Origin of the sequence: Flavobacterium granuli, from assembly GCF_031456055.1 — a bacterium.
In the GTDB taxonomy this organism is placed as follows: Bacteria; Bacteroidota; Bacteroidia; order Flavobacteriales; family Flavobacteriaceae; genus Flavobacterium; species Flavobacterium granuli_A.
The window spans coordinates 137,740-160,283 of the sequence record NZ_JAVDTX010000001.1 but is presented as its reverse complement, the minus strand read 5'-3'; the positions used below and the strand labels follow the sequence as shown (position 1 = coordinate 160,283).

Annotated in this window: 21 protein-coding genes and 1 tRNA gene; 12 read left to right on the top strand and 10 right to left on the bottom strand. The window is 34.0% G+C overall.

The genetic code is table 11. The annotated features are described in order from the left end of the window. Nucleotides 1-53: 53 nt before the first annotated feature. Nucleotides 54-1,565: a hypothetical protein gene (locus tag J2W95_RS00705; RefSeq protein ID WP_310002904.1), complete on the bottom strand. Its 1,512-nt coding sequence runs from the start codon at nt 1,563-1,565 to the stop codon at nt 54-56. A gap of 144 nt (nt 1,566-1,709) precedes the next feature. Between J2W95_RS00705 and J2W95_RS00700 the strand changes: the two genes are divergently transcribed. The 7 genes from J2W95_RS00700 to J2W95_RS00670 all read left to right on the top strand — a co-directional run bounded on the left by J2W95_RS00700 (nt 1,710) and on the right by J2W95_RS00670 (nt 5,674). Beyond that, nucleotides 1,710-2,138, top strand: coding sequence for a PaaI family thioesterase (locus J2W95_RS00700; protein WP_310002902.1), 429 nt, complete (start codon nt 1,710-1,712; stop codon nt 2,136-2,138). 2 nt (nt 2,139-2,140) lie between these two features. Beyond that, the gene (locus J2W95_RS00695; protein WP_310002900.1) at nt 2,141-3,220 is read left to right on the top strand and encodes a chorismate-binding protein; all 1,080 of its coding nucleotides are present in this window, start codon (nt 2,141-2,143) and stop codon (nt 3,218-3,220) included. A gap of 88 nt (nt 3,221-3,308) precedes the next feature. Then, entirely contained in the window at nt 3,309-4,025 is a 717-nt protein-coding gene (gene bshB1 / locus J2W95_RS00690) for a bacillithiol biosynthesis deacetylase BshB1 (RefSeq protein ID WP_310002898.1), read from the top strand. A gap of 77 nt (nt 4,026-4,102) precedes the next feature. Further along, a tRNA-His gene (locus tag J2W95_RS00685) sits at nt 4,103-4,176 on the top strand. Between the two features lie 139 nt (nt 4,177-4,315). Next, the gene (locus J2W95_RS00680) at nt 4,316-4,645 is read left to right on the top strand and encodes a YegP family protein (protein WP_310002895.1); all 330 of its coding nucleotides are present in this window, start codon (nt 4,316-4,318) and stop codon (nt 4,643-4,645) included. Between the two features lie 148 nt (nt 4,646-4,793). Next, nucleotides 4,794-5,117, top strand: coding sequence for a hypothetical protein (locus J2W95_RS00675; protein ID WP_310002893.1), 324 nt, complete (start codon nt 4,794-4,796; stop codon nt 5,115-5,117). Between the two features lie 77 nt (nt 5,118-5,194). Next, complete coding sequence (locus J2W95_RS00670) at nt 5,195-5,674, top strand: hypothetical protein (RefSeq protein ID WP_310002892.1); 480 nt, start codon at nt 5,195-5,197, stop codon at nt 5,672-5,674. A gap of 328 nt (nt 5,675-6,002) precedes the next feature. On the opposite strand, the gene J2W95_RS00665 is transcribed toward J2W95_RS00670, so the two are convergent. The 4 genes from J2W95_RS00665 to J2W95_RS00650 form a co-directional block, all read right to left on the bottom strand. Continuing rightward, nucleotides 6,003-7,019, bottom strand: coding sequence for a M28 family peptidase (locus J2W95_RS00665; protein ID WP_310002890.1), 1,017 nt, complete (start codon nt 7,017-7,019; stop codon nt 6,003-6,005). A 110-nt stretch (nt 7,020-7,129) separates the two neighbouring features. Beyond that, a complete protein-coding gene (locus tag J2W95_RS00660) occupies nt 7,130-7,903 on the bottom strand; it encodes a dienelactone hydrolase family protein (RefSeq protein WP_310002888.1) in 774 nt (257 codons plus the stop codon). Nucleotides 7,904-8,009: 106 nt separating this feature from the next. After that, on the bottom strand, nt 8,010-10,175 hold the full coding sequence (locus J2W95_RS00655) for a penicillin acylase family protein (RefSeq protein ID WP_310002886.1): 2,166 nt from the start codon (nt 10,173-10,175) through the stop codon (nt 8,010-8,012). Between the two features lie 122 nt (nt 10,176-10,297). Then, nucleotides 10,298-10,750 (bottom strand): Lrp/AsnC family transcriptional regulator, encoded by a 453-nt coding sequence (locus J2W95_RS00650; protein ID WP_310002884.1) that lies wholly within the window; start codon nt 10,748-10,750, stop codon nt 10,298-10,300. A gap of 240 nt (nt 10,751-10,990) precedes the next feature. Here J2W95_RS00650 and rocD point away from each other — a divergent pair, with 240 nt between their 5' ends. The 5 genes from rocD (at nt 10,991) to J2W95_RS00625 (ending at nt 16,101) form a co-directional block, all read left to right on the top strand. Continuing rightward, on the top strand, nt 10,991-12,241 hold the full coding sequence (gene rocD, locus J2W95_RS00645; protein WP_310002881.1) for an ornithine--oxo-acid transaminase: 1,251 nt from the start codon (nt 10,991-10,993) through the stop codon (nt 12,239-12,241). A gap of 104 nt (nt 12,242-12,345) precedes the next feature. Then, nucleotides 12,346-13,308, top strand: a complete 963-nt coding sequence (rocF, locus tag J2W95_RS00640; RefSeq protein ID WP_310002879.1) for an arginase — start codon at nt 12,346-12,348, stop codon at nt 13,306-13,308. A 192-nt stretch (nt 13,309-13,500) separates the two neighbouring features. Continuing rightward, entirely contained in the window at nt 13,501-14,313 is an 813-nt protein-coding gene (gene cobA, locus J2W95_RS00635) for a uroporphyrinogen-III C-methyltransferase (RefSeq protein ID WP_310002877.1), read from the top strand. Then, a complete protein-coding gene (locus J2W95_RS00630; protein ID WP_310002875.1) occupies nt 14,310-14,546 on the top strand; it encodes a MoaD/ThiS family protein in 237 nt (78 codons plus the stop codon). Before cobA ends, J2W95_RS00630 begins: the two co-directional genes overlap by 4 nt. A 250-nt stretch (nt 14,547-14,796) precedes the next feature. Further along, complete coding sequence (locus J2W95_RS00625; RefSeq protein ID WP_310002872.1) at nt 14,797-16,101, top strand: M28 family metallopeptidase; 1,305 nt, start codon at nt 14,797-14,799, stop codon at nt 16,099-16,101. Nucleotides 16,102-16,194: 93 nt separating this feature from the next. Here the strand turns inward: J2W95_RS00625 and J2W95_RS00620 are convergent, their stop codons facing one another. From J2W95_RS00620 to J2W95_RS00600, 5 genes are all read right to left on the bottom strand, one after another. After that, entirely contained in the window at nt 16,195-17,232 is a 1,038-nt protein-coding gene (locus J2W95_RS00620; protein WP_310002870.1) for an MBL fold metallo-hydrolase, read from the bottom strand. Nucleotides 17,233-17,392: 160 nt separating this feature from the next. Further along, nucleotides 17,393-19,576 (bottom strand): TonB-dependent receptor family protein, encoded by a 2,184-nt coding sequence (locus tag J2W95_RS00615; RefSeq protein ID WP_310002868.1) that lies wholly within the window; start codon nt 19,574-19,576, stop codon nt 17,393-17,395. 333 nt (nt 19,577-19,909) lie between these two features. Continuing rightward, nucleotides 19,910-20,305, bottom strand: a complete 396-nt coding sequence (locus J2W95_RS00610) for a hypothetical protein (protein ID WP_310002865.1) — start codon at nt 20,303-20,305, stop codon at nt 19,910-19,912. Between the two features lie 5 nt (nt 20,306-20,310). Then, entirely contained in the window at nt 20,311-21,063 is a 753-nt protein-coding gene (locus J2W95_RS00605) for an SDR family NAD(P)-dependent oxidoreductase (protein ID WP_310002863.1), read from the bottom strand. Between the two features lie 44 nt (nt 21,064-21,107). Further along, complete coding sequence (locus J2W95_RS00600; RefSeq protein WP_310002861.1) at nt 21,108-22,409, bottom strand: amidohydrolase family protein; 1,302 nt, start codon at nt 22,407-22,409, stop codon at nt 21,108-21,110. Nucleotides 22,410-22,544: the final 135 nt, after the last annotated feature.

Here is a 22,544-nt window from a genome sequence, read left to right as displayed (position 1 = left end):
CATGAATAATTCGTGATAATTCCTTTGGTTTATGATGAAAATTTAGTCCTGATTTATTTAGGAAATGGTTTACTTTGATAAGCACCTAAATCAGGCGGTAATGTTCTGGTAATTCCCAGAATATCAAGCGGAATTAAGTAAGTTGAATTTCCTTTTGCGAAAGCGGAAGAAGTATCGTCGATATTAAAATTGTTGATATTTGGATTAAAGAATTTTGGGTCTTTGTTTAGAATAATAGCATTGTAATGAACGGGATCTGTGTCGAATTGATAATCTGGATCTTTGGTAATGTTTGACTTAATTAAGCAATTATTGAATTGATATTCGAAAGCAGCTCCTGATTTTTTGTCCAAAAGCATTTCGTTCGAATATGAGCCGTAAATAATACAATTATTGAATGTTGCTCCAGTAAGGTCTTTGGTTTCAGGAGTGGCCCCATCGATATAATTGCTAATGTACACTGCGGATTGTTCAGGACTCGACCAGTCGTTGTTGAAGGTTGAGTGCGTGAATTTGTAATTTCCGCCGTAAGTACAGGCCAAACTCGCTTGTCCAACGTAGTTAATAACGATGTTTTCTCCTTCTATTAAAGCATTTTTGGCTTGAATTCCGTAATGCGTGCAATTGTAGATCTGGGTGTTTTTTATAGGCACAGTTGTTCCGTCATTGCCTTCAATGAATAGTCCAACAGTAGCGTTTTTGAGTGTTAGATTTTGAATTGTATTATTGGTACTTCCGTTTTGTAACCAAATAGTACCCCATTGTCCTGGGATATAACCGAAATCCGGTTGCTGACGATCGCCTCCGAAAATCACTTCGTTTTCTAGTTTATCCGTTGTGGACTTGCTGCCGTTAATGTGTATAGAAGCGTTTTTGGGTACGATAAGACCAGAATCAGAATGGAAATAAACCCTTGCTCCAGCTTCAAAAGTTGCGGTTTCACCTTCGGGAACGGCAGCATATCCGTAAATTACATAGGCTTTTTTATTGGTAAAAATAAGTTCGTTCCCATGAATTGGGTCATTTTTGTCCAAATAAAAACCCTTTATTTTTTCATTCCCAATTGGGAGCGTTTCTGTGGTTCCATCTGCATTGCGGTTTGGGTATAATAAAATGGCGTCTTGTACCAAAGTTACTAATTCCACTTTCTGAAGACTCGCGCCACTGTCAAATTCAATTTGGTCTGTATATAGGAATTCGGTTGGGGTAGTGTTATCACTTTCTACGGTTGTTTCTATAAAGATATACAGACTGTCTTTGGCTAATAGTGTAACATTTTCGAACATCTTTCCTTGATTACCCTGAGCACCATCAACGGACATTCTGTATTTTGAGTTTGCTCCATTAGCAAATTTTATGATCGGTATGTTGATGTCCTTTTTGGAATGGTTATATACTTTTAGGGCGTAAGTACTCGAACTCAAATTGGTAAAAACCGTATCCAAATAAACGGTGTCTTTTGAAAAAGTTAAATCACCAGTACTGGTCACGGTTTCAAAATCACTACGACAGGAGCAAATTGAAAGTATAATTCCAGTTAAAATCAGTAAGGTGATTCGACGCATTTCGTTTTATTTTTTGTAAAAATAGCAATAAATTAGATTTATGGCTTTGTTAGAGGGATTAGATTTTTAGTTTCTGTAGCATTTCATTTATTTCTTTTTTGAATTATCAATTTAGCGTATTTTTACAATCTTTAAAATCAAGATATGACAATAGATAAAGATAAAATGCTCGAATATTGCAATCAGTTTTCCAAAAACACTTTGATGGAAACATTAAATATCGAGTTTATAGATGCAGGCGAAGGATTTCTTGTTGCCAAAATGCCTGTGAATTCTTCAGTGCATCAACCTATGGGGTTGTTGCATGGAGGTGCTTCGGTGGCTTTGGCAGAAAGTGTTGGGAGTGCCGCTTCGCATTTTTTTATTAATGATAAAAACCAAGAAGTACGTGGTATCGAAATTTCAGCCAATCATTTAAAAAGTATTCGTGAAGGCTTTGTTATTGGTACTGCCAGAATTATCCATAAAGGAAGAAGTTTACATCTTTGGGAAATTAAAATTACGGATGAAGCCGGGAATTTAGTTTCACTTTGCAAATTGACGAATATGGTTTTGACGAAAGAGAAGCAATAATTATGAATAATTTTTTTGAAAAAGTGAAACAGCAACAACAGCAAAACTTGCCTTTTGTTTTGTATTGCAAGCCCAATTCGGATGCTATAATTGGAATGTTTCAGGAAAATAATAATTTGTATGATGTAGTTGATTTTACCGAAAAAGGTTTTGTCCTTTCTTCTTTCGACGGACATAAAAGTTATATTATTCCTGAAGAATATTCCGAAATCATGCATTTTACTTTTGATAAAAAAGAGGTTTCTGAAAATGAAAAAGAATTTGCTTTTCCCAATGAAATTGTCAAGGCAAATTATGAAAGATTAGTTGCTAAAGGAATCGAAGCGATACGTGAGAATGAATTTCAGAAAGTAGTTTTGTCTCGAAAGGAAACTATTGATTTGCTTGATTTTGATTTGGTTGCAACTTTCGAAAACCTAGTTCAATTATATCCTGCAACTTTTGTGTATTGTTTTTATCATCCGAAAATTGGAATTTGGATGGGGGCAACGCCAGAGCAATTGTTAAAAGTAGAAGATGATATTTTTGAAACAATGGCTTTAGCTGGAACACAAAAAAATACTGGTTATGAGGGAGTTGTATGGAAGAATAAAGAAAAGCAAGAGCAGCAATTTGTTACCGATTATATTGTTTCTGAGTTGAATAAAGTTTCAAAATCAATATTGGTTTCGGAACCGTACAGTATAAAAGCGGGAAGTATTTGGCATATAAAAACGGATATTTCAGGTCAATTGAATTCGACTAAGAATTTAAAAGAAGTTGTTGGTTTATTGCATCCGACTCCTGCTGTTTGTGGTTTGCCAAAAGTGGAATCTCAACAATTTATTTTGGAGAATGAAAATTATGACAGGACTTTTTATACCGGTTATTTAGGAGAATTGAACAGCAGTTCAGCATCTGATAAAACCAGTTCTGATTTGTTTGTTAATTTGCGTTGCATGGAAATCATAATGGATCTAGATTTCAAAATGGTTAAAGCCAATTTATTTATGGGTTGCGGAATTACGAAAGACAGTGTTCCAGAAAAAGAGTGGGAGGAAAGTGTCAATAAGTCAATGACGATGAAAAGGGGTTTCTCTTAAGAATGCAAGTTGCAGATAAGAGATTGCAGAATTCGGATTTTAGAAAATAGAATATAGAGAACAGAATTTAGATCTTAAAATATAATAGATGAAATTAGATATACTAGCTTTTGGAGCACATCCCGATGACGTAGAATTAGGATGTTCCGGAACAATTTTAAAAGAGGTTTCTTTGGGGAAAAAGGTTGGAATTGTTGACTTGACCCGCGGGGAATTGGGTACTCGAGGTTCTGCTGAAATTCGTGATCAGGAAGCGAGTGATGCCGCAAAGATATTAGGGGTTTCTGTCCGAGAGAATTTGAATATGAGGGATGGTTTTTTTGTCAATGACGAAGAGCATCAATTGGAAATTATTAAGAAGATTCGAAAGTATCAACCTGAGATTGTATTGTGCAATGCAATAGACGATAGACATATTGATCACGGAAAAGGAAGTAAATTAGTTTCGGATGCTTGTTTTTTGTCTGGTTTGATGAAAATTGAAACAGTTCTTGATGGAGAAATCCAAAAACCATGGAGACCAAAAGTAGTTTATCATTATATACAATGGAAAAATATAGAACCTGATTTTGTGGTAGACATTACTGGATTCACTGATAAGAAAATCGAATCTATTTTGGCGTACCGTTCCCAATTTTATGATCCAAATTCGAAAGAACCAGAATCGCCAATATCGAGTAAAAACTTCTTGGAAAGCCTAAATTACCGTTCTAGGGATTTAGGAAGGCTAACAGGTGTAGAACATGCCGAAGGTTTTACTGTTGAAAGATATTTGGCAGTCAATAGTTTAGGGGATTTGAAGTAAAAAAGTTTAATTTTTTTTAATTTTTTGTTTGTAGAAGTAAACATTTGTTCTATATTTGCAACCGCTAAGCGCAAATGGTGGTTGTAGCTCAGCTGGTTAGAGCATCGGTTTGTGGTGCCGAGGGTCGCCGGTTCGAACCCGGTCATCCACCCAAAAGGCAAAAGCCTCGAAGTAATTCGGGGCTTTTTTTGTGGAGTTAAGTTTCGTGATGAAATTAATATTAATTTCTTGATTTAAAATAAATTAGATTTTATTAAATTGCTTATAATTATCAACTTAATAAAAAAACTATGGGAACATTTTTAGTTAGCAAAAGAAAGAATGATGAATTTCAGTTTGCTTTAAAAGCAGGAAATGGACAAGTTATTCTTGCAAGTGAAGGATATTCAACCAAAGCAGCTTGCGAAAACGGAATAGATTCTGTGAGGAAAAATTCTCAAGTGGATGAAAGATTTGATAAATTGGAAGCCAAAAACGGAAAACTTTATTTCAATCTTAAAGCGTCCAATGGTCAAATTATAGGTAACAGCGAAATGTATGAATCGGTTTCAGCACGAGATAACGGAATTGAATCCGTAAAGAAGAATGCTCCCGATGCTGATGTAAAAGAAGATTTGTAATCAATTATAGTTATTTCATTAAAGCGAAGCCGTTTCAAAAATTTTTGAGATGGTTTCGTTTTTTTATTTTTTAAACTGATTAATTTCAAAAGTTAAATCTGTGTAAAAACTGTTTGTTGATACATGGGTTTATATTTAGATTTGCGATATGAAAAACAACTTGTATATTCTTTTCTTTTCACTCGTAATAGTCATTTTTTCCATAATCTGGATTAGTGATAAATTGTCTGTGCTTGTAGAAAATGATGAATATGGTTATTTTCAAACAACTGAAAAAGGGGAAACCGAAAATCAAACAGAAAGTAAATTAAAGACTTTATTTATTAACCAAATTGATCATTTAAATTTGGCTCTATTCTTATTACCCAATATAGAAAATAAAAATTCTTTCTATTTATTTGCGGTCAAAGAATTTTATTTTAAAAATCTAACTCCTCCTCCTGAAAATGATAATTATGTTCCAATGGTTTAATTGTTTTAAAAACTATTAAAAATAATTATTAAAAAATCTGCCACGATTATGTCGTGGTTAAATATTACACGTCCAAAATGAAAAATTTAATTACTGCAATAGCTGTATTGTTTACAGCTCAATTTTTTGCGCAAACGCATGAAATCATTAAGCACAATGGTGAAAAGTTAGATGTAAACTTTATAAAAGTTGAAAACAATTTAGTTTACTTCGCATATCCTAATAGTATGGAAGAACATAAAATAAGTCGCTATGCTGTGGCTCAATTGAATGAAAAAGCCAAAAATAATTCGAAGGTTGTCACTGAAAAGATAAATTTTTCTGAGAAACCCGATTATAAAAAAGTAATTATACTAAAAGAGTCTGAAACAATTGGATTAAAAAAATCTGAAAGTTTAACAGGTTATTTGGGTAGTGTCAAAGGAGAAACAAGATGGTCTGTATCTGAAATTGGAGAAAACCGATTAAAAGAAAAAGCCGCATCAAAAGGTCATCAATTTATTGTGATAACATCTAATAAGGTTGGTAATCTAAAGGCTGTTGCTTATACATACTAATTTTTTAGAAGTTAAATTAAAAGGAACCGTCTTAAAATGTTTTTGAGGCGGTTCTTTTGTTAGTAGTAATATGGTAGATTTCTATTGGTTTGCGAAAGGGATCTTCACTATGTATTTGTTTTCTTAGAAGTTCAGTGAATTTCATTTGCAGCAAGCTACCGAAGTAGTATGTATAGTTCGACCGCATTATGGAAAGTGAGCGAATAAACGGTATGTATGGTAGTCCACTTTCTATAATGGGGTCTCGCCCAAATCATTTTGAAAGTATATTAAAACAACAAAGAGCTTTGAATTACTCCAAAGCTCTTTGTTTGTATTTGCAGAATATTTATTTTATTGGTTTGTCAACTACAATTCTTTCTGGTCTATTTACCAAATCCCATGCAATTACAAAAGCAAGTTGAGTTCTTTTTGCCAAAGCATCATATTCAATCTTTTCTGGTTCGTCCCCTTTTCCGTGGTAGTCTTCATGAACTCCGTTGAAAAGGAATACAGCTGGGATGCCAAATTTTGCAAAGTTATAGTGGTCAGAACGCTCGTAGAAGTGATTAGGGTCTTTTGGGTCGTTGAATTTGAAATCCAAGTCTAGTTTGGTGTATTTGTCGTTTTGAGCGACTGTGATGTTGTGCAAATCGCTTGACAATCTATCAGCACCAATTACATAAACGTAATTATTAGAATTTGCATGTTCTACATCGCGACGGCCAATCATGTCTATGTTGATGTCGGCTATAGTGTTAGCAATTGGGAACAATGGATTTTGGGAGTAGAAACGAGATCCATGTAGACCATGTTCTTCGCCAGTTACATGAAGGAACAATATAGAACGTTTTGGCCCATGTCCTGCTTTTTTTGCTTTTTGAAAAGCTTCAGCAATTTGAAGAATGGCAACAGTACCAGAACCATCATCATCGGCCCCATTGTATATTTCACCATTTTTTATTCCAACATGATCGTAATGTGCAGAGATAACTAAAACTTCATCTGGTTTTTCAGAACCTTCAATGTATGCCCAGATGTTTTCTGAGTCTGGCAAGTTTTCATTGCGTTTAGCGTTAAGAAAAGCCGCTGGTATTGGTTGGTAATAACTAGTTGCCCCTTTTGGATAGGAAATTTTGCTTTTCTTATATTGATCGATAAGATAATTTCCAGCTTTTTTTTGCCCTTTAGATCCAGTTTCACGACCTTCCATTTCATCGGAAGCAACAATATAGAGTTTAGTTTTTAGCTTGTCAGCCGTAATGGTGTTCATGAATTCGGTAGGGTCATCGTTATTGACCATTGATTTTTGTGCAAAACTGGAAGTAGTTGTGATAAACAACAAGAGAATTAGGGCTTTTTTCATTTAAAGATTGTTATTGGTGATTATTGATTAGTAATTAGCTTTGAGTCATAAATGATGTGTTATTTTTATTTTGTTGACACAGAGTTAATTATTTTTTTATTAAAGGCTTTTTACTTTTTTAATACTTCGCTTAAGAATAATTTGAAATGTTCGAAAGAGCGTTTAGATGCTTTTTCATTATAGGCGGCACCTTTTGAATTGTCAGTTCCAGATTCTGGATTGGTAAAGGAGTGGACAGCATTGGCGTAATAAATCATTTGCCAATCCGCTTTTGAGTCTTTCATTTCTTTTTGGAAATTTAGAACTTCTTCAGAAGATACATATGGATCATCAGCTCCATGACATACTAAAACTTTTGTAGTAATAGGCTCTGTGGATCGTAAATCATCTTTGGCTAAACCTCCATGAAAAGACACAACTCCTTTTACATTCAGATGGCCACGAGCTGCTTCAAGTGCTCCAGTTCCTCCAAAGCAATATCCAATAACCACAATGTTTTCAGGATTGGCTCCAGCAGCAATTAATTGTTGTAAGGCTAAAGAAATTCGCTTTTGGTAAGCTTCAATATTTTTTTTGTAAAATCCGGCATTATTTCCTGCTTCATTATTGTCTTTTGGATAATTCCCTTCACCGTAAATATCAGCTATAAAGGCATAATATCCCATTTTCGAAAGTTTGTCGGCGGTGTCTTTGGAGAGCTTGTCAATTCCCTTCCAAGCAGGTAAGATTAAGATACCTGGTTTTTGGGTACTACTCTTTATAGGTGAAATTTTAAAACCATTTAGAATCTGATTCCCATCTTTATATTGTACAGGTTTTAATTGTGCAAATGCTTGATAAGCAAACAATAGCATTCCTAAAATTATAAAGTTTATATTTTTCATGGCTTTATTTTTTACAAATATCTGAATAAAAACGTTATAAAAAAACCTTGAAAGGTACTTCTTTCAAGGTTTTGTTTGGATTTTAAAAGTGAAGTTATTTTATGGTTTATTCTCCAGGATGGTAAGTGCGCTCGGCATTTTTTTCAATGTCTTCTCTGTAGAATAAAACGTCTTTAAATTGACCTTTTTGGTACATTACTGCTTGATCCATAAAGTGTTTTGATTTTAGATCACTACTGTTTCCTCCTGCCAAAAGTGATTTAGCTTTTATTTTTGGACCAAATTCAACCGCACAAACGAAACTGTTTCCACTATAGCCATATCTTTTTTTTGTTCCAATTTGGTAGCTACTTTTATAAGCAGGTAGGGAACCCCAAATAGCGGCTCCATTTCCTATAGGTAAACTTTCGAATGCATCATTATAGGTCAGATTGATGTCGCCAGAGAAACGTTGAAATCTGTTGAGCTCTCCCCATGGAATTTGCCAAGTACCAAATTTTGTTTTCAGTTCGGATACTACACTTTGTAATTGTGGAATAAGTTGTTCTGCAGTTGCGGTTTTTGCAAATTGGATTGTATTTTCAACTTGATCCATTTCGCCTTGATCGACATATGACTTTTGAATAATAGGATTCAATTTATATGCCCATTCATTTGCCAGAGTTGTGGCTATAGAACTTTCATTGGCATAATAATCCCATTTTTTTAATTCCGTAATGGGATCAATTAATTCATTATAAATTGGATTTTCAGGTTTTATGTTTTTTTCAAAACTGGAAACCAAGGCAGGAATTAGTACCTCAAAAATAGAAAGTTTAGTGTCATAACCAGCCGCAATCACTTTGTCTAAGGTGTAATTAGAACCTTTGCTTAAAATACGAACGGCATTTATTGCTCTAAAATTTTCTCCATCTGGTGCCATGTATGGCAAATAATTTTCTTTTTTTGGACTGTTGATTCCAGCAGCACTATAAGGTGTCGAATTACAGTTTTGCAGCCAACCGTTTTGTGGATTGAATAGGTGTACCGTTTCGGATGGATTGTGTAAGCCTTTCCATTGTGTCGCCGAAGTAGTTCCATCTACAACTTTTGCCCAGTTTAAGCTTTTATCCCGAATTGGAATGAAATTACCATGCCAATAGGCAATATTTCCTTTATTATCGGCATATACCGTGTTGTTGGAAGTATTGGCTTTCAAGTCCATTACTTTTTTATAGTCATCAAAGTTTTTTGATTTTATTCTTAACCAACTTTGTTCTAAACTTTTCATTGAACGGTTGTTTGATTTTAGACTGATCCATTTGTCTTCTCTTTTAGCCATGACAGGGCCATTATGGGTAAAATAGGTTTTGAACGTTTTAGGAATTAATTTGCCGTTTTCTAAATAACTGATTGTGATGTTTTTTTCTATAACAGGAAATAGGTTTTGATCATATTCGTAAAATAATTTTTTGTTTTTGGTAACTATTTTTTCTGTGTACAGGTCTGCTACATCTACATTTGAAGAAGTGTGCATCCAGCCACAGTTTTCATTAAATCCCTGATATATGAAAAATTGTCCCCAAGTTACCGCTCCATAGGCATTTAAACCTTCTTCACTGTTTATTTGTATTTCGGGTCTAAAGTAAAAGGTGGTGTGTGGATTAATGTATAAAATTGCATTCCCATTGGCTGTTTTTGAAGGAGCAATTGCAAAACCATTTGAACCCGTTTGCATGTCTTTTATTTGTTCTATGTATGAAACTTTATCATCACTTCCGTAAAAGGATTTCAGTTCGGCATCAGATAAGTCGGCGGTGTTTATCGCGCCAATACTGCCATCCGTCCATAGTAAAGGATACCAAGGTTCAAAATGGGTAATTTTTAATGGCTTAACTTCGGGGTGGTTGTATAAATAAAAATTGATACCGTCTGCGTAGCTATTCAATAATTTTTTTAGCCAAGGAGCTGCATTTTTGTAATCAGTTTTGGCTTCATTCGCATCTATCAATAAGCGAGTTTCTAAATCATTGTACAAAAAAGCTTTCCCTTTTATTTCGGACAGACGTCCTAGTTTGTCTATATAATTGTATTCGACTCTCTTGAAGTCGTCTTCGCATTGCGCATAAAGCATCCCAAAAACGGCATCGGCATCCGTTTTTCCGTAAACATGTGCAATTCCCCAGTTATCTCGAACAATGGTGACTTGTTGAGCCAGTTTTTTGAGCCGATTGATTTCCTTGCTATCTAGCTTTTGAGCAGTAGCGGAGTTGTTGAAGCTAAATACTATCAACCATAATAGGGTAATTATGTATTTGCAATTTTGCATATGTTACAGAGAAAAAGTGTTGTGAATTTTAAGTTTAAACTTGAAAATGGAGAACTAATTCTTGTTGTTTTTAATAAGCAGTTTATTTACAAACTTACGTTTCTCTTAAAAGCACATCCCAACTCTATTAACGAATCAGTTTTTGCAATTCCAGGTATGTTGTCAATTTGTTCATAAAGCAGTTTTCTCATATGTTCATGATCTTTGGCAATCATTTTTATATAAAGAGTATACGATCCAGTTATAAAATAGCACTCTGTGATTTCAGGTATTTTTTTTAATTCTTCGATAACTCTTGCGGAGTCATGGTCTTTTTTTAGTGTAATTCCTGTAAAAGCTCCCCAATCATAACCTATCTTTTTTTCGTCTAGAGTAGGTTTGATTCCAGTTATGATTCCGTTTTCCAATAAACGATTGATACGTTGGTGAACCATCGTATTTGATATTTTTAAATTGGTCGCAATTGCCGAGAAGGCCATCCTTCCATCTTTTTCTAATTCCTTTATGATATTGATGTCAAAATCATCTAATATGTCCATTTTTATGTTTTTTTTAAGTTAAAATCACTTTTTTCAGGGATATAAAAGTAATTCTTTTTTTATTTATATTTTTTGATGAAAATTTGTTTTAATGTTAAAATAAAAATATGACTTATTTTTTGTTTAAATAAAATAATTATTCTTTTAAAATGTTATATTTAAGTCAAAAATAAGTTTTTTGTGCTTGAAAATAAAAATTTTAATTACTTTTGTTTTTCTAATTTTAAAAACCAACCAATCATGACACATAAAACACAAGAACTTTCTTCTAAATCGGAAGTTTTAATTGAAAAAGAGAATAAATATGGAGCTCATAATTACCATCCACTGCCGGTTGTTTTAGAGAAAGGTGAGGGTGTTTATGTATGGGATGTTGATGGGAAAAAATATTTTGATTTCTTATCGGCTTATTCAGCAGTGAACCAAGGGCATTGTCATCCAAAAATTGTTGGAGCAATGATGGAACAAGCACAAAGATTGACATTGACTTCACGTGCATTTTATAATGATCAATTAGGAGTTTATGAGGAGTATATAACCAATTATTTTGGTTTCGATAAAGTTTTGCCAATGAATACTGGTGCAGAAGCTGTAGAAACGGCTTTGAAATTGTGTAGAAAATGGGCATATGAAGTAAAAGGAATTTCTGAAAATCAAGCACAAATTATTGTATGTGAGAATAATTTTCACGGAAGAACAACTACTATTATTTCTTTTTCAAATGATGAAGGAGCAAGAAAGAGTTTTGGACCTTTCACTGAAGGATTTATAAAAATACCTTACGATGATACCGAAGCTTTAGAAAATGCTTTGAAATCATCAAAAAATATCGCTGGATTTTTGGTAGAACCTATTCAGGGTGAAGCTGGAGTTTATGTTCCTAGCGAAGGTTATTTGGCGAAAGCCAAAGCACTTTGTGAAGCTCATAATGTTTTGTTTATTGCTGATGAAGTTCAAACAGGTATTGCAAGAACGGGTAGATTATTGGCGGTACATCATGAAAATGTGCAACCAGATATCTTGATTTTGGGGAAAGCAATTTCGGGTGGAGTTTATCCAGTATCGGCAGTTTTGGCGAATAATGACATTATGAATGTTATCAAACCGGGGCAACACGGATCTACTTTTGGTGGAAATCCTATTGCCGCTGCGGTTGCGATTGCGGCTCTTGAGGTTGTTCGTGAAGAAAATTTATCTGAAAATGCAGAAAGATTAGGAATCATTTTGAGAAAAGGACTTAATGAAATTGCTGAGCGTAATCCATTAATCTCTTTGGTTAGAGGAAAAGGTTTATTGAATGCCATTGTAATCAACAGTGGAGAAGATTCTGATTTGGCTTGGGATATTTGTCTTCGTTTTAGAGATTACGGATTATTGGCAAAACCTACTCACGGTAATAAAATACGTTTCGCACCGCCATTAGTAATTACTGAAGCACAAATTCAAGAATGTCTTGTCATTATTGAAAAAGCGTTAAATGATTTTAAATAAGCTTACTAAAGAAAGCTACTAAGTCGCTAAGTTTCTAAGATTCTAAGTTTTTTTTCTTAGCGTCTTAGGAACTTAGATTCTTAGAAACTAAAATAAACTTTTTGATGGAGAAAGCTATTAAAATTATCAAAAACCGATCGGATATTGGGGCAGGAACCCGTGGATCTGATATGGGGATTGATGCAATAGAAATTGCTGCAATAAATAAGAACAGTGATTATTTTAATGAATATGAATTTGAAGATGTAAAAACGCATAATGAATCCATATATGATAAATACCGCAGTTCTGTTGCTAAAAGAATTGAACATGTTGTTGAACAATGTACACGTGTCAACAATGCAGTAAAAAATAGTTTGACTAATAATTATTTTCCATTAGTTTTATCTGGAGATCATTCTTCGGCTTTGGGGACTATTAGCGGTATAAAAGCTGCTTATCCTGACCAAACTGTTGGAGTTATATGGATAGATGCTCACGCCGATTTGCATTCGCCATACACAACGCCATCTGGGAATATTCATGGAATGCCGTTAGCAGCTGCGCTTGGAGACGATAACTTAGACTGTCAAGTCAATGATGTTGCCAAAGATACCCAAGAACATTGGGATGAAATGAAAAATATAGGTATTGATGGCGCGAAAGTATTGGCTGAAAATTTAATCTATTTTGGTGTTCGCGATACCGAGGAAGCAGAAGATAAGCAAATTGAGAAATTGCAGATTCGGAATTATAAGGTAGATGAGGTTCGCTATCGTGGATTAGAAATTTGTGTTGAGGAAGCTTTAGCTAAATTATCGCATTGTGACGTATTGTATGTTTCATTTGATGTAGATTCAATGGATTGTGATTTGATTTCGTTTGGTACAGGAACTCCTGTTTCAAGAGGATTCGATCAATATGAAATTATTGATATTATCAATCAAATTATTGAATCGAAGAAAGTAGTTTGTATTGAGGTTGTTGAGGTAAATCCGCTTTTGGATACTAAAGGAAACAAAATGGCAGAGACCGCTTTTCAGGTTTTGGAAGCAATAACAGCAACACTTGTTTTACCTATTGAATAATAATTAGTTTAAGAATAATAATTTGCCCAAAACTTTAAGTTTTGGGCTTTTTTTTTGTCTAATAGGCAAAAGCTCTAGTTTAACGGAAAATAATGTATGATTTTTTTAAGTCAATCTTTTAAATACTTATATTTGTATAAGTATTAATACTTAGTTGTTTTTTAAAAGTAGTACCATTTATACCTTGAGATCATGATACAAATAAATAAGCCAAAGTTAACAATTGTAGGAGCTGGACCAGGCGATGCTGAATTGATTACCCTTAAAGCGATAAAAGCATTAGAAGAAGCTGATGTTGTTTTGTATGATGCCTTGGTCAATGAAGAGTTATTGCAGTATGCCAAACATGCTGAAATTATATTTGTTGGAAAACGTTTTGGATGTCATGCGTATAGCCAAGATCAAATTAACGATTTGATCGTGTCAATGGCCAAAAAGTATGGTCATGTTGTCCGCTTAAAAGGGGGCGATCCTTTTGTTTTTGGAAGAGGAAGCGAAGAAATTGATTTTGCGCTACAATTTGGAATTGAAACTGCAATTGTTCCAGGGATATCATCTGCATTGGGTGTGCCGGCTTCAAACGGAATTAGTTTGACACAAAGAAAGGTAGCCGAAAGTTTTTGGGTGATTACCGGAACAACTTCGGATCATAAATTGTCCAAAGATGTTGCCTTGGCCTCACAATCTTCTGCTACTGTCGTTATTTTGATGGGAATGAATAAACTGAATGAGATTGTTGCTTTGTACCAAAACAATAGAACAGACGATTTGCCTGTTGCGATTATCCAAAACGGTACCCAAAAATCCCAAAAGAAAGTTATAGGGACAATCAGTAATATTGAAGACTTAGTGAAAAAGAATGAAATTGCTTCACCGGCCATTATCGTAATTGGTGAAGTGGTTAAAAATGCTTCGGCGTTGACTTCGTATATGAAAGCAGAAATGTTTTCGAATGCATTTTTGGAAGAAGAATTTATTTTACAAAATTTAAATGTTTTCGAATGATTGCAATAAAATATTTTGGTGCTTTGGTAGAACGTACTAGATGCCGTGGTGAAAAAATAGATTTTTCGGATTTACCGTTAAGTAAACTTTTGTCCGAATTGGAAATGAAATACCAATTGGGTCAATTTCCTTTTAGCGTGGCTGTGAATCAAAAGATAATAGATAAAGTCAACAATCAAATTCTAAAAAATAATGATATTGTGGCTTTATTACCTCCTTTTGTTGGAGCATAATTGCCGTTTTTCCTTTTTAAATGATGGCAAAAAGGCAAAATACTAACTCTTAGCCCCGATAGTAGTGAAAATCCTCCCGTTTTTTTAGGGAGATTGAAACGAATAGCGGAAACAATGCCTCCAAAAATTCCAAATCTTTCCGCTTCAAAATCAGAATCAAATTCAGGCGAAAACTCCTAAAATATTCCTTTTTTTTACAAATAAATAGCATACTTTTGGAGTACTAACCTATTATTTGTAAAAATAAAATATGAGAAAAGTTATTGTAAGTGCGTTTGTTTTAACGCTATGTAGCAGTGTTTATGGACAATCCATTGATAAAATTATTATTTCCAGTGAAGTAACGCGAATTGAGAAAATCCTTGCTGCGGATGATATGCAAGGGAGAAGAACCTTTACTCCCGGTATTGATAAAGCCTCGGTCTTTATAGAATCTGAATTTAAAAAAGCAGGATTACAAACCTTTATGGGGGCGGCCAATTTTAGACAAGAGTTTGCTATGACTGAGTCTAAAGCAACTGCATCCAAAATAATTATTGATGGAAAAGAAATCGATAATTCAAAAGTTGTTACATTTTCATACCAGCCCCAAGTTTCTTTAACGGAGAAAAGCGACATAGCCGTTGTGAAAATCAACAAAGGAGATAATATTGGTCAAAAATTTAATGAGTATTACAACGGAACCAAAAGTTATTTGGTATTGGTTGATGCTTCTTTTAGTAAGGTGTTACCAAATATTCAACATATTGAAAGAATTAAGGCTAATCCTGATAACAATACTGTTCTGTTTGTTTTTGGAGTTCCAGAAGCGACTACTTTTTCAATTGAACTTAGTAATACTATTTCCAAAAAAGTACTGAATAATGTGGTTGGAGTATTGCCAGGAAAAAGTAAACCAGATGAATATGTTATTTTTTCAGGTCATTATGATCACCTTGGTATAGGCTCTCCAGAAGAAGGAGCTCCTCATACTGCAATCGACTCTATTTATAATGGAGCGAATGACGATGCAGCGGGATGTACTGCTGTTATAATGTTGGCTAACTATTTTAAAAAGAAAAACAACAACGAACGAACCATTATTTTTACCACATTTGTAGCTGAAGAATTGGGAGGTTTTGGTTCTAAATATTTTTCGAAACAACTTTCTGCTGATAAGGTGATTGCAATGTTTAATTTGGAGATGATTGGAACCGAATCGAAATGGGGAAAGAACTCTGCTTATATTACTGGGTTTGAAAAATCCAATATGGGTGAGATTTTACAAAAAAATCTAGAGGGAACAGCTTTCAAATTTTATCCAGATCCATATCCTCAGGAGCAATTGTTTTATCGTTCTGACAATGCAACTTTGGCGAAACTTGGAGTTCCAGCACATACGATTTCGACTTCAAAAATGGATACTGAACCGAATTATCACACTTCCGACGATGAAATTGAAACATTGGACATTCCTAATATGACCGAAATTATTAAGGCTATTGCCTTGAGTTCATCATCAATTATTAGTGGAAAAGATACTCCAACAAGAGTCGATACTTCTCAATTGAAATAATTGTAATATCAATTATAAAATAAGAAAAGCCCCGAATTTGTTAGATTCGGGGCTTTTTCTTTATTGATAAAATCTTCGTTGAGTAAATTTAAGCTATTTGTTTACCCACCAAGAATCAATTACTGAGTAATTAGAATCGAATAATTCGCCTATTTTGGGTAAACAATAGTTTTGGTTTTTAGACTTGGCTTCTTGAATAAAACGTTCTACTGGTTCAGTCCAAGTATGTTGAGCCAAAGCAAAACCTGCCCAATGCACCGGCATCATATTTTTTACATTAGCATCTATTGAGGCTTGTATACTTTCCTCAGGATACATATGAATTTGGTGCCAGTTTTCATTGTATTGTCCACATTCCATAAAAGCAAAATCAAATGGACCTAAACGTGTGCCTATTTCTTTAAAATGTTCACCATAACCGCTATCTCCACTGAACCAAATATTTTCATTGGCTGTTTTTAATGCCCAGCCGCCCCAAAGGGATTTGGCTCTGTCGGTCAATCCTCTGCCCGAAAAATGTCGTGTAGGAGTGAAGGTGATTTGGATTCCACCAAATGGATTTTCATCCCACCAATCGAATTCGGTGATTGTATTTTCTGGAATTCCCCAAGAAACCAAATGTCTTTTGACTCCCAGTGCTACATAAAACTGTTTGGTTTTGTTTCTTAGTTTTTGAATGCTGTCATAGTCCAAATGGTCATAATGGTCGTGGGAGATTAATACTAAATCTATTTCAGGAAAGTCATCTATGAGGTCTAATGTGTTTTGACTAAATCTTTGAACAGCAAAAGGAGCAATTGGTGCTGCATTTGACCCCAACATAGGATCAATCAGAATTGTTTTATTGTCCAATCGCATCAATATTGCTGAATGGCCATACCAAATGCTTCGCATTGATTGATGAGGTTCTATAAATTGTTCTTTATTGAACGGAATAATCGACAGGGGTTTCTGAGGTTCTCTAGCTTCCTTTTTGCAAAATTGCTTGTATAACAATTTTGGTAAGGTTTGAAGATTGAGATTCATTTTGGTTACTTCTAAATTTTCGAAGATTCTCCCATTCCAATACTTTGATTTTGAATATTTTTCAATGTCGAATTTTTTTACTTTTGCACCAAATTGTTTTCTCATCTTATCTAAATTGACTCATTATTACGATCTAAGTAAAGTTATTAAGTTTTTGTTTAATTAGGTTGTTTTTAATGACGAGTATAGAGAAAAAAACAACCTCGTTTAAAAATGACTAAACGAGGTTACTGAAAAAAGGTTATGATAAGAGAATGACTTTCTATTATATTCTTATGATAAATGAAATTGATCCATTTCTGCCGTCAGAGGACCAAACTCCTGGGCCAGGGTAAAATAAAGGACGTTTTGTGAAATATTGGTTGTCAAAAATGTTATTCAGACTTGCTTTTATTTCAAATTTATTATTGATTTTTATTGTTGAATTTAGGTCAAATATTCCATACGAAGGAACTATTCCAACAGCACCATTTGTACTTGGTGTTTCTGTGTTTAATGCATCGGCATAACTTTCGGAAGTATAGCTATAAAGCCCCGATACACTTATTTTAGAATAGCGTATTGTAATTCCATTTCTAGAAATTGTGTTAGGTACGCTTTCAATTTTATTACCTTCAATATTTACGTTTGTAGTTCCGTTTTTTACAGTTCCAGATGTATAACGGCCGTCCATAAATGAAGTTGAGGTAAATAATGATAATTCTGTTTTTGTATTTAAAAACCAGCCTTTTTCAATAAATAGTTCAACTCCCTTGGTTAATGAATTTCCAATATTAGTTCTGTAAGTATAAAATGTTCCGGCCTCGTCAGTTAATGCCAAAGTTCCAAAACGATTGTTGTATTGTAGTAAAAACCCGGTAATGTCATACTTAAAAGATTTCCAATTTCCTCTAAAACCAAATTCTGCATTGTAACCATCTACATCCTTAATATTCTCATCTACTTTTTCATATAGAGAAGCTGGAATGATATCTTTGAAAATTACAGGTCTGTATACTTGAGAAATACCTCCATACAATTCAATAAAATTTATTGGCTTGTAACTAAAACTGGTTCCAAACAAAGGATAGTTATGACTTATGTTTACAGGGATTTTATTTTCTGGATAATAGTTAATTGTTCCAGACATTTTGCTTTCGCCAATTTCAATTCTTGAGCCTAAATTAACTGATAAATTTGGCAGTATGACAAAGTTGTTTTCTGCAAATAATGCTACATTTTTGGTTTTAAAATGCATATCCCTTCCCCAATTAGGGTCAACAAGTGTTAGGTCATAATCAGATCCAGTAGTTCCTTTTCCTAATTGTCTTCTGTGCAAATCATTATTCATATATTGAACACCAGTTGCGAGAGAACTGATATTCTTGCCTAATTTATATTGGTGAAGTAATCTCAATTCATTTGTGAAACTATTGAATTTATCAATATCAACTTGTCGGTTTGCATATTCCAATGTTACTGGATTTATTGCGTCAACAATATTTGCTGGTTTATCAAATAAAACACTGTTTCTTGAGCCAATCACAGCCGATGAAGTAAATTGTAATTTTGTATTATTCTTGATTTGCCAGTTTAGGATAAATGATGGAATATTAATAGTAGGATTAAAATAATTTCTTGTCCTTGTTGCTTGAGTTGGGTCATTGGTAAACATTTCATCAGTTAATGGCCCCGGAATTCGATATTCATAATTTGATCTAGCCCATTCCAAACGAAGAGATAATTTTTTAGTTGGGTCATAAGTAAGCGTCATTCCTTCGGCATCGTAATCGGTATGTTCAATATCACGATAGCCATCTCGAGATTTTTTTGAGAAATAGGCGTAATATTTTAGCTTGCCAATTTTTCCATTTATAGCATTATACGAGCTTATTAAGTTGAAAGAACCAACAGTATTAAAGCTTTCAAAATTGAATGTTTTAGTTGTGTCGGCTACTTTAGATACATAATTAAGCATACCTCCAAATTGCGCACCATATTGAAGAGAACCAGTACCTCTAACCAATTCAATACGTTCTATACTCTCCATTGGCACACTGTAATGACTTGCAGGATAACCGTACATATCAGAATTTGTAATTACCCCGTCTTTACGAATATTAAATTCCCAACCTCTATGCGGGTCAAGTCCACGTGCAGAAATATTTATTTGGTTTCCGGTTCCATCCATATCATAGACAAAAACACCTGGTACTTTGGCGAAAATTTGCCTTCCAGTTTTATCGGTAATGTTTGCATCAATTTGAGTAAGTGAAATAACCTCATTTTTCTTTCCCGAAAAAATATAGGTGCCCACAACAGGATCAAGTCTTGTTATTGTGTTTCTTGGCAATAAAGCATCTATGGTTACGGTTGAGAGTTGATTGACTGTTATGGTGTCTTTTGTTTGACTGAATAAGTTCGATATAGTAAGAACAAAAACAATTGATGATAGTAGTATTCTTTTCATTAAATTTTTTGGGGGCTTTTTGTTTTTTTAGAACTATTAATAGCTTGGTTGTGGCTATTGATAAATTGTTATTTTTTTGTGATAGATATTAATAGGTTTGCTAATATAGTTGATTTTATATTAAATTATCAAATGGATTTTTTAGTTAGTTGTAAGCTTTTTGTATCTATTTTGTTTTCATATAGTTATTGGTATTAGTAAAAACAATACTTAAAAAAGTATAATAAAAAGAACAACCTCGTTTAAATTATTTTTAAACGAGGTTGTTTTATAAGCTTCTGATTTAATTTTTCGAGTTTTAGAATATTTTCAAAAAAAAATAAAGGTTTTAATTTAATTATTCACCCAGCGCTGAACTGCAGTCACCGTATCCATTGGATTTGTATTAAAACAGATTCTGGATTTAGGCGAAAATTCAATAATTGCATTGATTGCTTTTTCAAAAAATATAAAATTGGATTCAGGTTTTCTGATTCCCGCACCAATAAGTACACAATCAAAATGTTTTTCTTCCAATTGATTTTTAATAACATCGATTGCTGTTTCTCCAAAATCGGTCCAGCACAAATATGCATCATATCCAATTTCGTTAAGTTGAGTGACCGAATTTTTAATTCCCATTTCAACCTTTTCAGCTGTAAGACCTGGCATTGCTGCAAATTCGGGTGTTGTAAAATCAATTAACGACGGATCTATACCTATAACGAGTACAGTTTTTTTGTTTACCATATTTTTTATTTTTTATAGATAGTCGTCGGTGCAGATTGAGATTTAGAATATATTGTTACATCTGCAATGGTTACTCGATCTGGAGCGTTGACTGCATAAGATATAAAATCGGCTATATCTTCCGCTAATAATGGATCGTAGCCCTCATACACTTTTTGCGCTTTTTCTTTATCTCCTTTGAATCGAACTTCCGAGAATTCTGTAGCCACTGCGCCCGGCGCGATATTGGTTATTTTTATTCCGTGCTCGGTTAAGTCAAGTCTCATTCCTTCGCTTATGGCTTCCACTGCTTTTTTCGAAGCACAATAAACGGCACCGTTCGCATAGGTTTGCTTTCCGGCAATCGAACTCAAATTTAGGATATGTCCTTTTTTCCTTTCCACCATTTGCGGAATTATTGCTCTTGAAACATATAACAACCCTTTTACGTTTCCGTCAATCATTGCATCCCAATCATCAATATCTCCATTTTGGATAGAGGAGAGCCCGTGGGCATTACCGGCACTATTCACTAGAACGTCAATGTTTTTCCATTCATTTGGCAACGAATTAATTTGAAGTTCAACGGCTGCTCTATCTCGAACATCAAATATCAAGCTGTGAATTTTTACAGTCTTGGATAATGAATTTTTTAATTCTTCCAGTTTCTCAGCACGGCGTCCGCACACTATTAAATTATATCCGTTTTGAGCTAATTTAATTGCTGTAGCTTTTCCAATTCCTGAAGTTGCACCTGTTATTAAAGCAATCTTTGTCATTTTTATGTTTTATATTTTCGGTTTTTAGCACTAATTGTGCTTCACTATTTTTTATTATATAACTTCCCATTTTTGATTACCAAAAAAATGTCATCTATATTATTAATATTCTCGATGGGATTCGAATTTAAAAAAAGGAAATTTGCTTTTTTACCCAATTCAATTGTTCCTTCCGTATCAAGGATGCCTGAGGCTTGAGCAGAATGTTTTGTAGCAGAAATAATCGCCTGAAAAGGAGTAAAACCGGATTCATTGATCAATAGTTTCATCTCATGCTGTATGAAGGTTGCCTGATCTGAATCGCTTCCTGCGGCAACCTTAATACCCATTTTATTGGCATCTCGGGTAATTCTTTTTGCCATTTCAAATCGCCAATGACCATTCTCCGAATTTTTATATTGTTCATAAACGGATAGTGTCGCATCCAGAACAACATCATGTTGTTTCATTAGTTTAAATAATATATCGAGTTCAAGTTTACTATACTCTTTGTCCCAAAACTCGGCTGACATTTCTTTAGCACTAGCGCCTTTCCAGTTTGCTGGAATGTCCTCTCTTTTTTGATATTTTTCATCAATTAGCATTACGGAATGGGAAATAGAAATTACTCCGGAAGTAATCACCTCCGATGGTAAAGCGGGAATCAAAGACCCATGAGACCATACAGGAATGGCTTGTTTTTTTGCTTCTGCAACAATTTTCCGAACCTGTTCTTTTGTTAAACTTGCATAAAGCTTGATTCCTTGAGCACCAGTTCCTTTTGCTTGAGCGACTTCTAATTCTATATTAGAATTGTCATCAATTGCTTTCATGTAGGGCATTTTTCCGCTAACTCCTCCTTGAGCCGTAGCAATAGTTCTTTTGTCGGAAAAAAACTTTGTACCCGCCATTAAAGAGGAATAATAAATATTTGGAGCAACGATATCACCCACTAAAGCATTTCTTGATAAACTAGACAATGCTCTCGAATCACCAGCCATATCTCTAACCGAAGTAATGCCTGTCAATAGCATTTCTTTAAGTATCTTTTCTGCATTATCTCTTCTTTCCTCCGTCGGATCTGTTGCAAAATGGACATGAGCATCAATTAAGCCAGGAACTACGAATTTTTCTTTTAGTATAAAGGATTGAATGGTATCATTGGCTTTATATTTTTTGGAAGGCAGGATGTCATAAATTTTATTTTTGGTGACTACAATGGTATAATCATAAAGTATATTGTTCGTGTTTACATCAATGATATTTACATTTTGCAAAGCATAGGAATCGAAGCTGAATTGTGCATTTGCGGTTGTACTTGTCAATGCTAATAGTAGTATGCTTGATATAAATTGTCTTAAATTCATTTTTCGATTATTTTTTAAAGAATTTTGTGATTGGATATTCATCTGTTTCTGCTCCTCAGATAGCGCTAATTCACTTCGTTTATTCGCTGTCACTCGGGTGTAATTCGTGACCACAAAGATTGATTTTTTGTTTTT

What these genes read in the sequence shown, in the direction of transcription:
- J2W95_RS00705 (WP_310002904.1), bottom strand. Translation starts at nt 1,565, where the DNA reads ATGCGTCGAATCACCTTACTGATTTTAACTGGAATTATACTTTCAATT.
- J2W95_RS00700 (WP_310002902.1), top strand. Translation starts at nt 1,710, where the DNA reads ATGACAATAGATAAAGATAAAATGCTCGAATATTGCAATCAGTTTTCC.
- J2W95_RS00695 (WP_310002900.1), top strand. Translation starts at nt 2,141, where the DNA reads ATGAATAATTTTTTTGAAAAAGTGAAACAGCAACAACAGCAAAACTTG.
- bshB1 (WP_310002898.1), top strand. Translation starts at nt 3,309, where the DNA reads ATGAAATTAGATATACTAGCTTTTGGAGCACATCCCGATGACGTAGAA.
- J2W95_RS00680 (WP_310002895.1), top strand. Translation starts at nt 4,316, where the DNA reads ATGGGAACATTTTTAGTTAGCAAAAGAAAGAATGATGAATTTCAGTTT.
- J2W95_RS00675 (WP_310002893.1), top strand. Translation starts at nt 4,794, where the DNA reads ATGAAAAACAACTTGTATATTCTTTTCTTTTCACTCGTAATAGTCATT.
- J2W95_RS00670 (WP_310002892.1), top strand. Translation starts at nt 5,195, where the DNA reads ATGAAAAATTTAATTACTGCAATAGCTGTATTGTTTACAGCTCAATTT.
- J2W95_RS00665 (WP_310002890.1), bottom strand. Translation starts at nt 7,019, where the DNA reads ATGAAAAAAGCCCTAATTCTCTTGTTGTTTATCACAACTACTTCCAGT.
- J2W95_RS00660 (WP_310002888.1), bottom strand. Translation starts at nt 7,903, where the DNA reads ATGAAAAATATAAACTTTATAATTTTAGGAATGCTATTGTTTGCTTAT.
- J2W95_RS00650 (WP_310002884.1), bottom strand. Translation starts at nt 10,750, where the DNA reads ATGGACATATTAGATGATTTTGACATCAATATCATAAAGGAATTAGAA.
- rocD (WP_310002881.1), top strand. Translation starts at nt 10,991, where the DNA reads ATGACACATAAAACACAAGAACTTTCTTCTAAATCGGAAGTTTTAATT.
- rocF (WP_310002879.1), top strand. Translation starts at nt 12,346, where the DNA reads ATGGAGAAAGCTATTAAAATTATCAAAAACCGATCGGATATTGGGGCA.
- cobA (WP_310002877.1), top strand. Translation starts at nt 13,501, where the DNA reads ATGATACAAATAAATAAGCCAAAGTTAACAATTGTAGGAGCTGGACCA.
- J2W95_RS00630 (WP_310002875.1), top strand. Translation starts at nt 14,310, where the DNA reads ATGATTGCAATAAAATATTTTGGTGCTTTGGTAGAACGTACTAGATGC.
- J2W95_RS00625 (WP_310002872.1), top strand. Translation starts at nt 14,797, where the DNA reads ATGAGAAAAGTTATTGTAAGTGCGTTTGTTTTAACGCTATGTAGCAGT.
- J2W95_RS00620 (WP_310002870.1), bottom strand. Translation starts at nt 17,232, where the DNA reads ATGAGAAAACAATTTGGTGCAAAAGTAAAAAAATTCGACATTGAAAAA.
- J2W95_RS00615 (WP_310002868.1), bottom strand. Translation starts at nt 19,576, where the DNA reads ATGAAAAGAATACTACTATCATCAATTGTTTTTGTTCTTACTATATCG.
- J2W95_RS00610 (WP_310002865.1), bottom strand. Translation starts at nt 20,305, where the DNA reads ATGGTAAACAAAAAAACTGTACTCGTTATAGGTATAGATCCGTCGTTA.
- J2W95_RS00605 (WP_310002863.1), bottom strand. Translation starts at nt 21,063, where the DNA reads ATGACAAAGATTGCTTTAATAACAGGTGCAACTTCAGGAATTGGAAAA.
- J2W95_RS00600 (WP_310002861.1), bottom strand. Translation starts at nt 22,409, where the DNA reads ATGAATTTAAGACAATTTATATCAAGCATACTACTATTAGCATTGACA.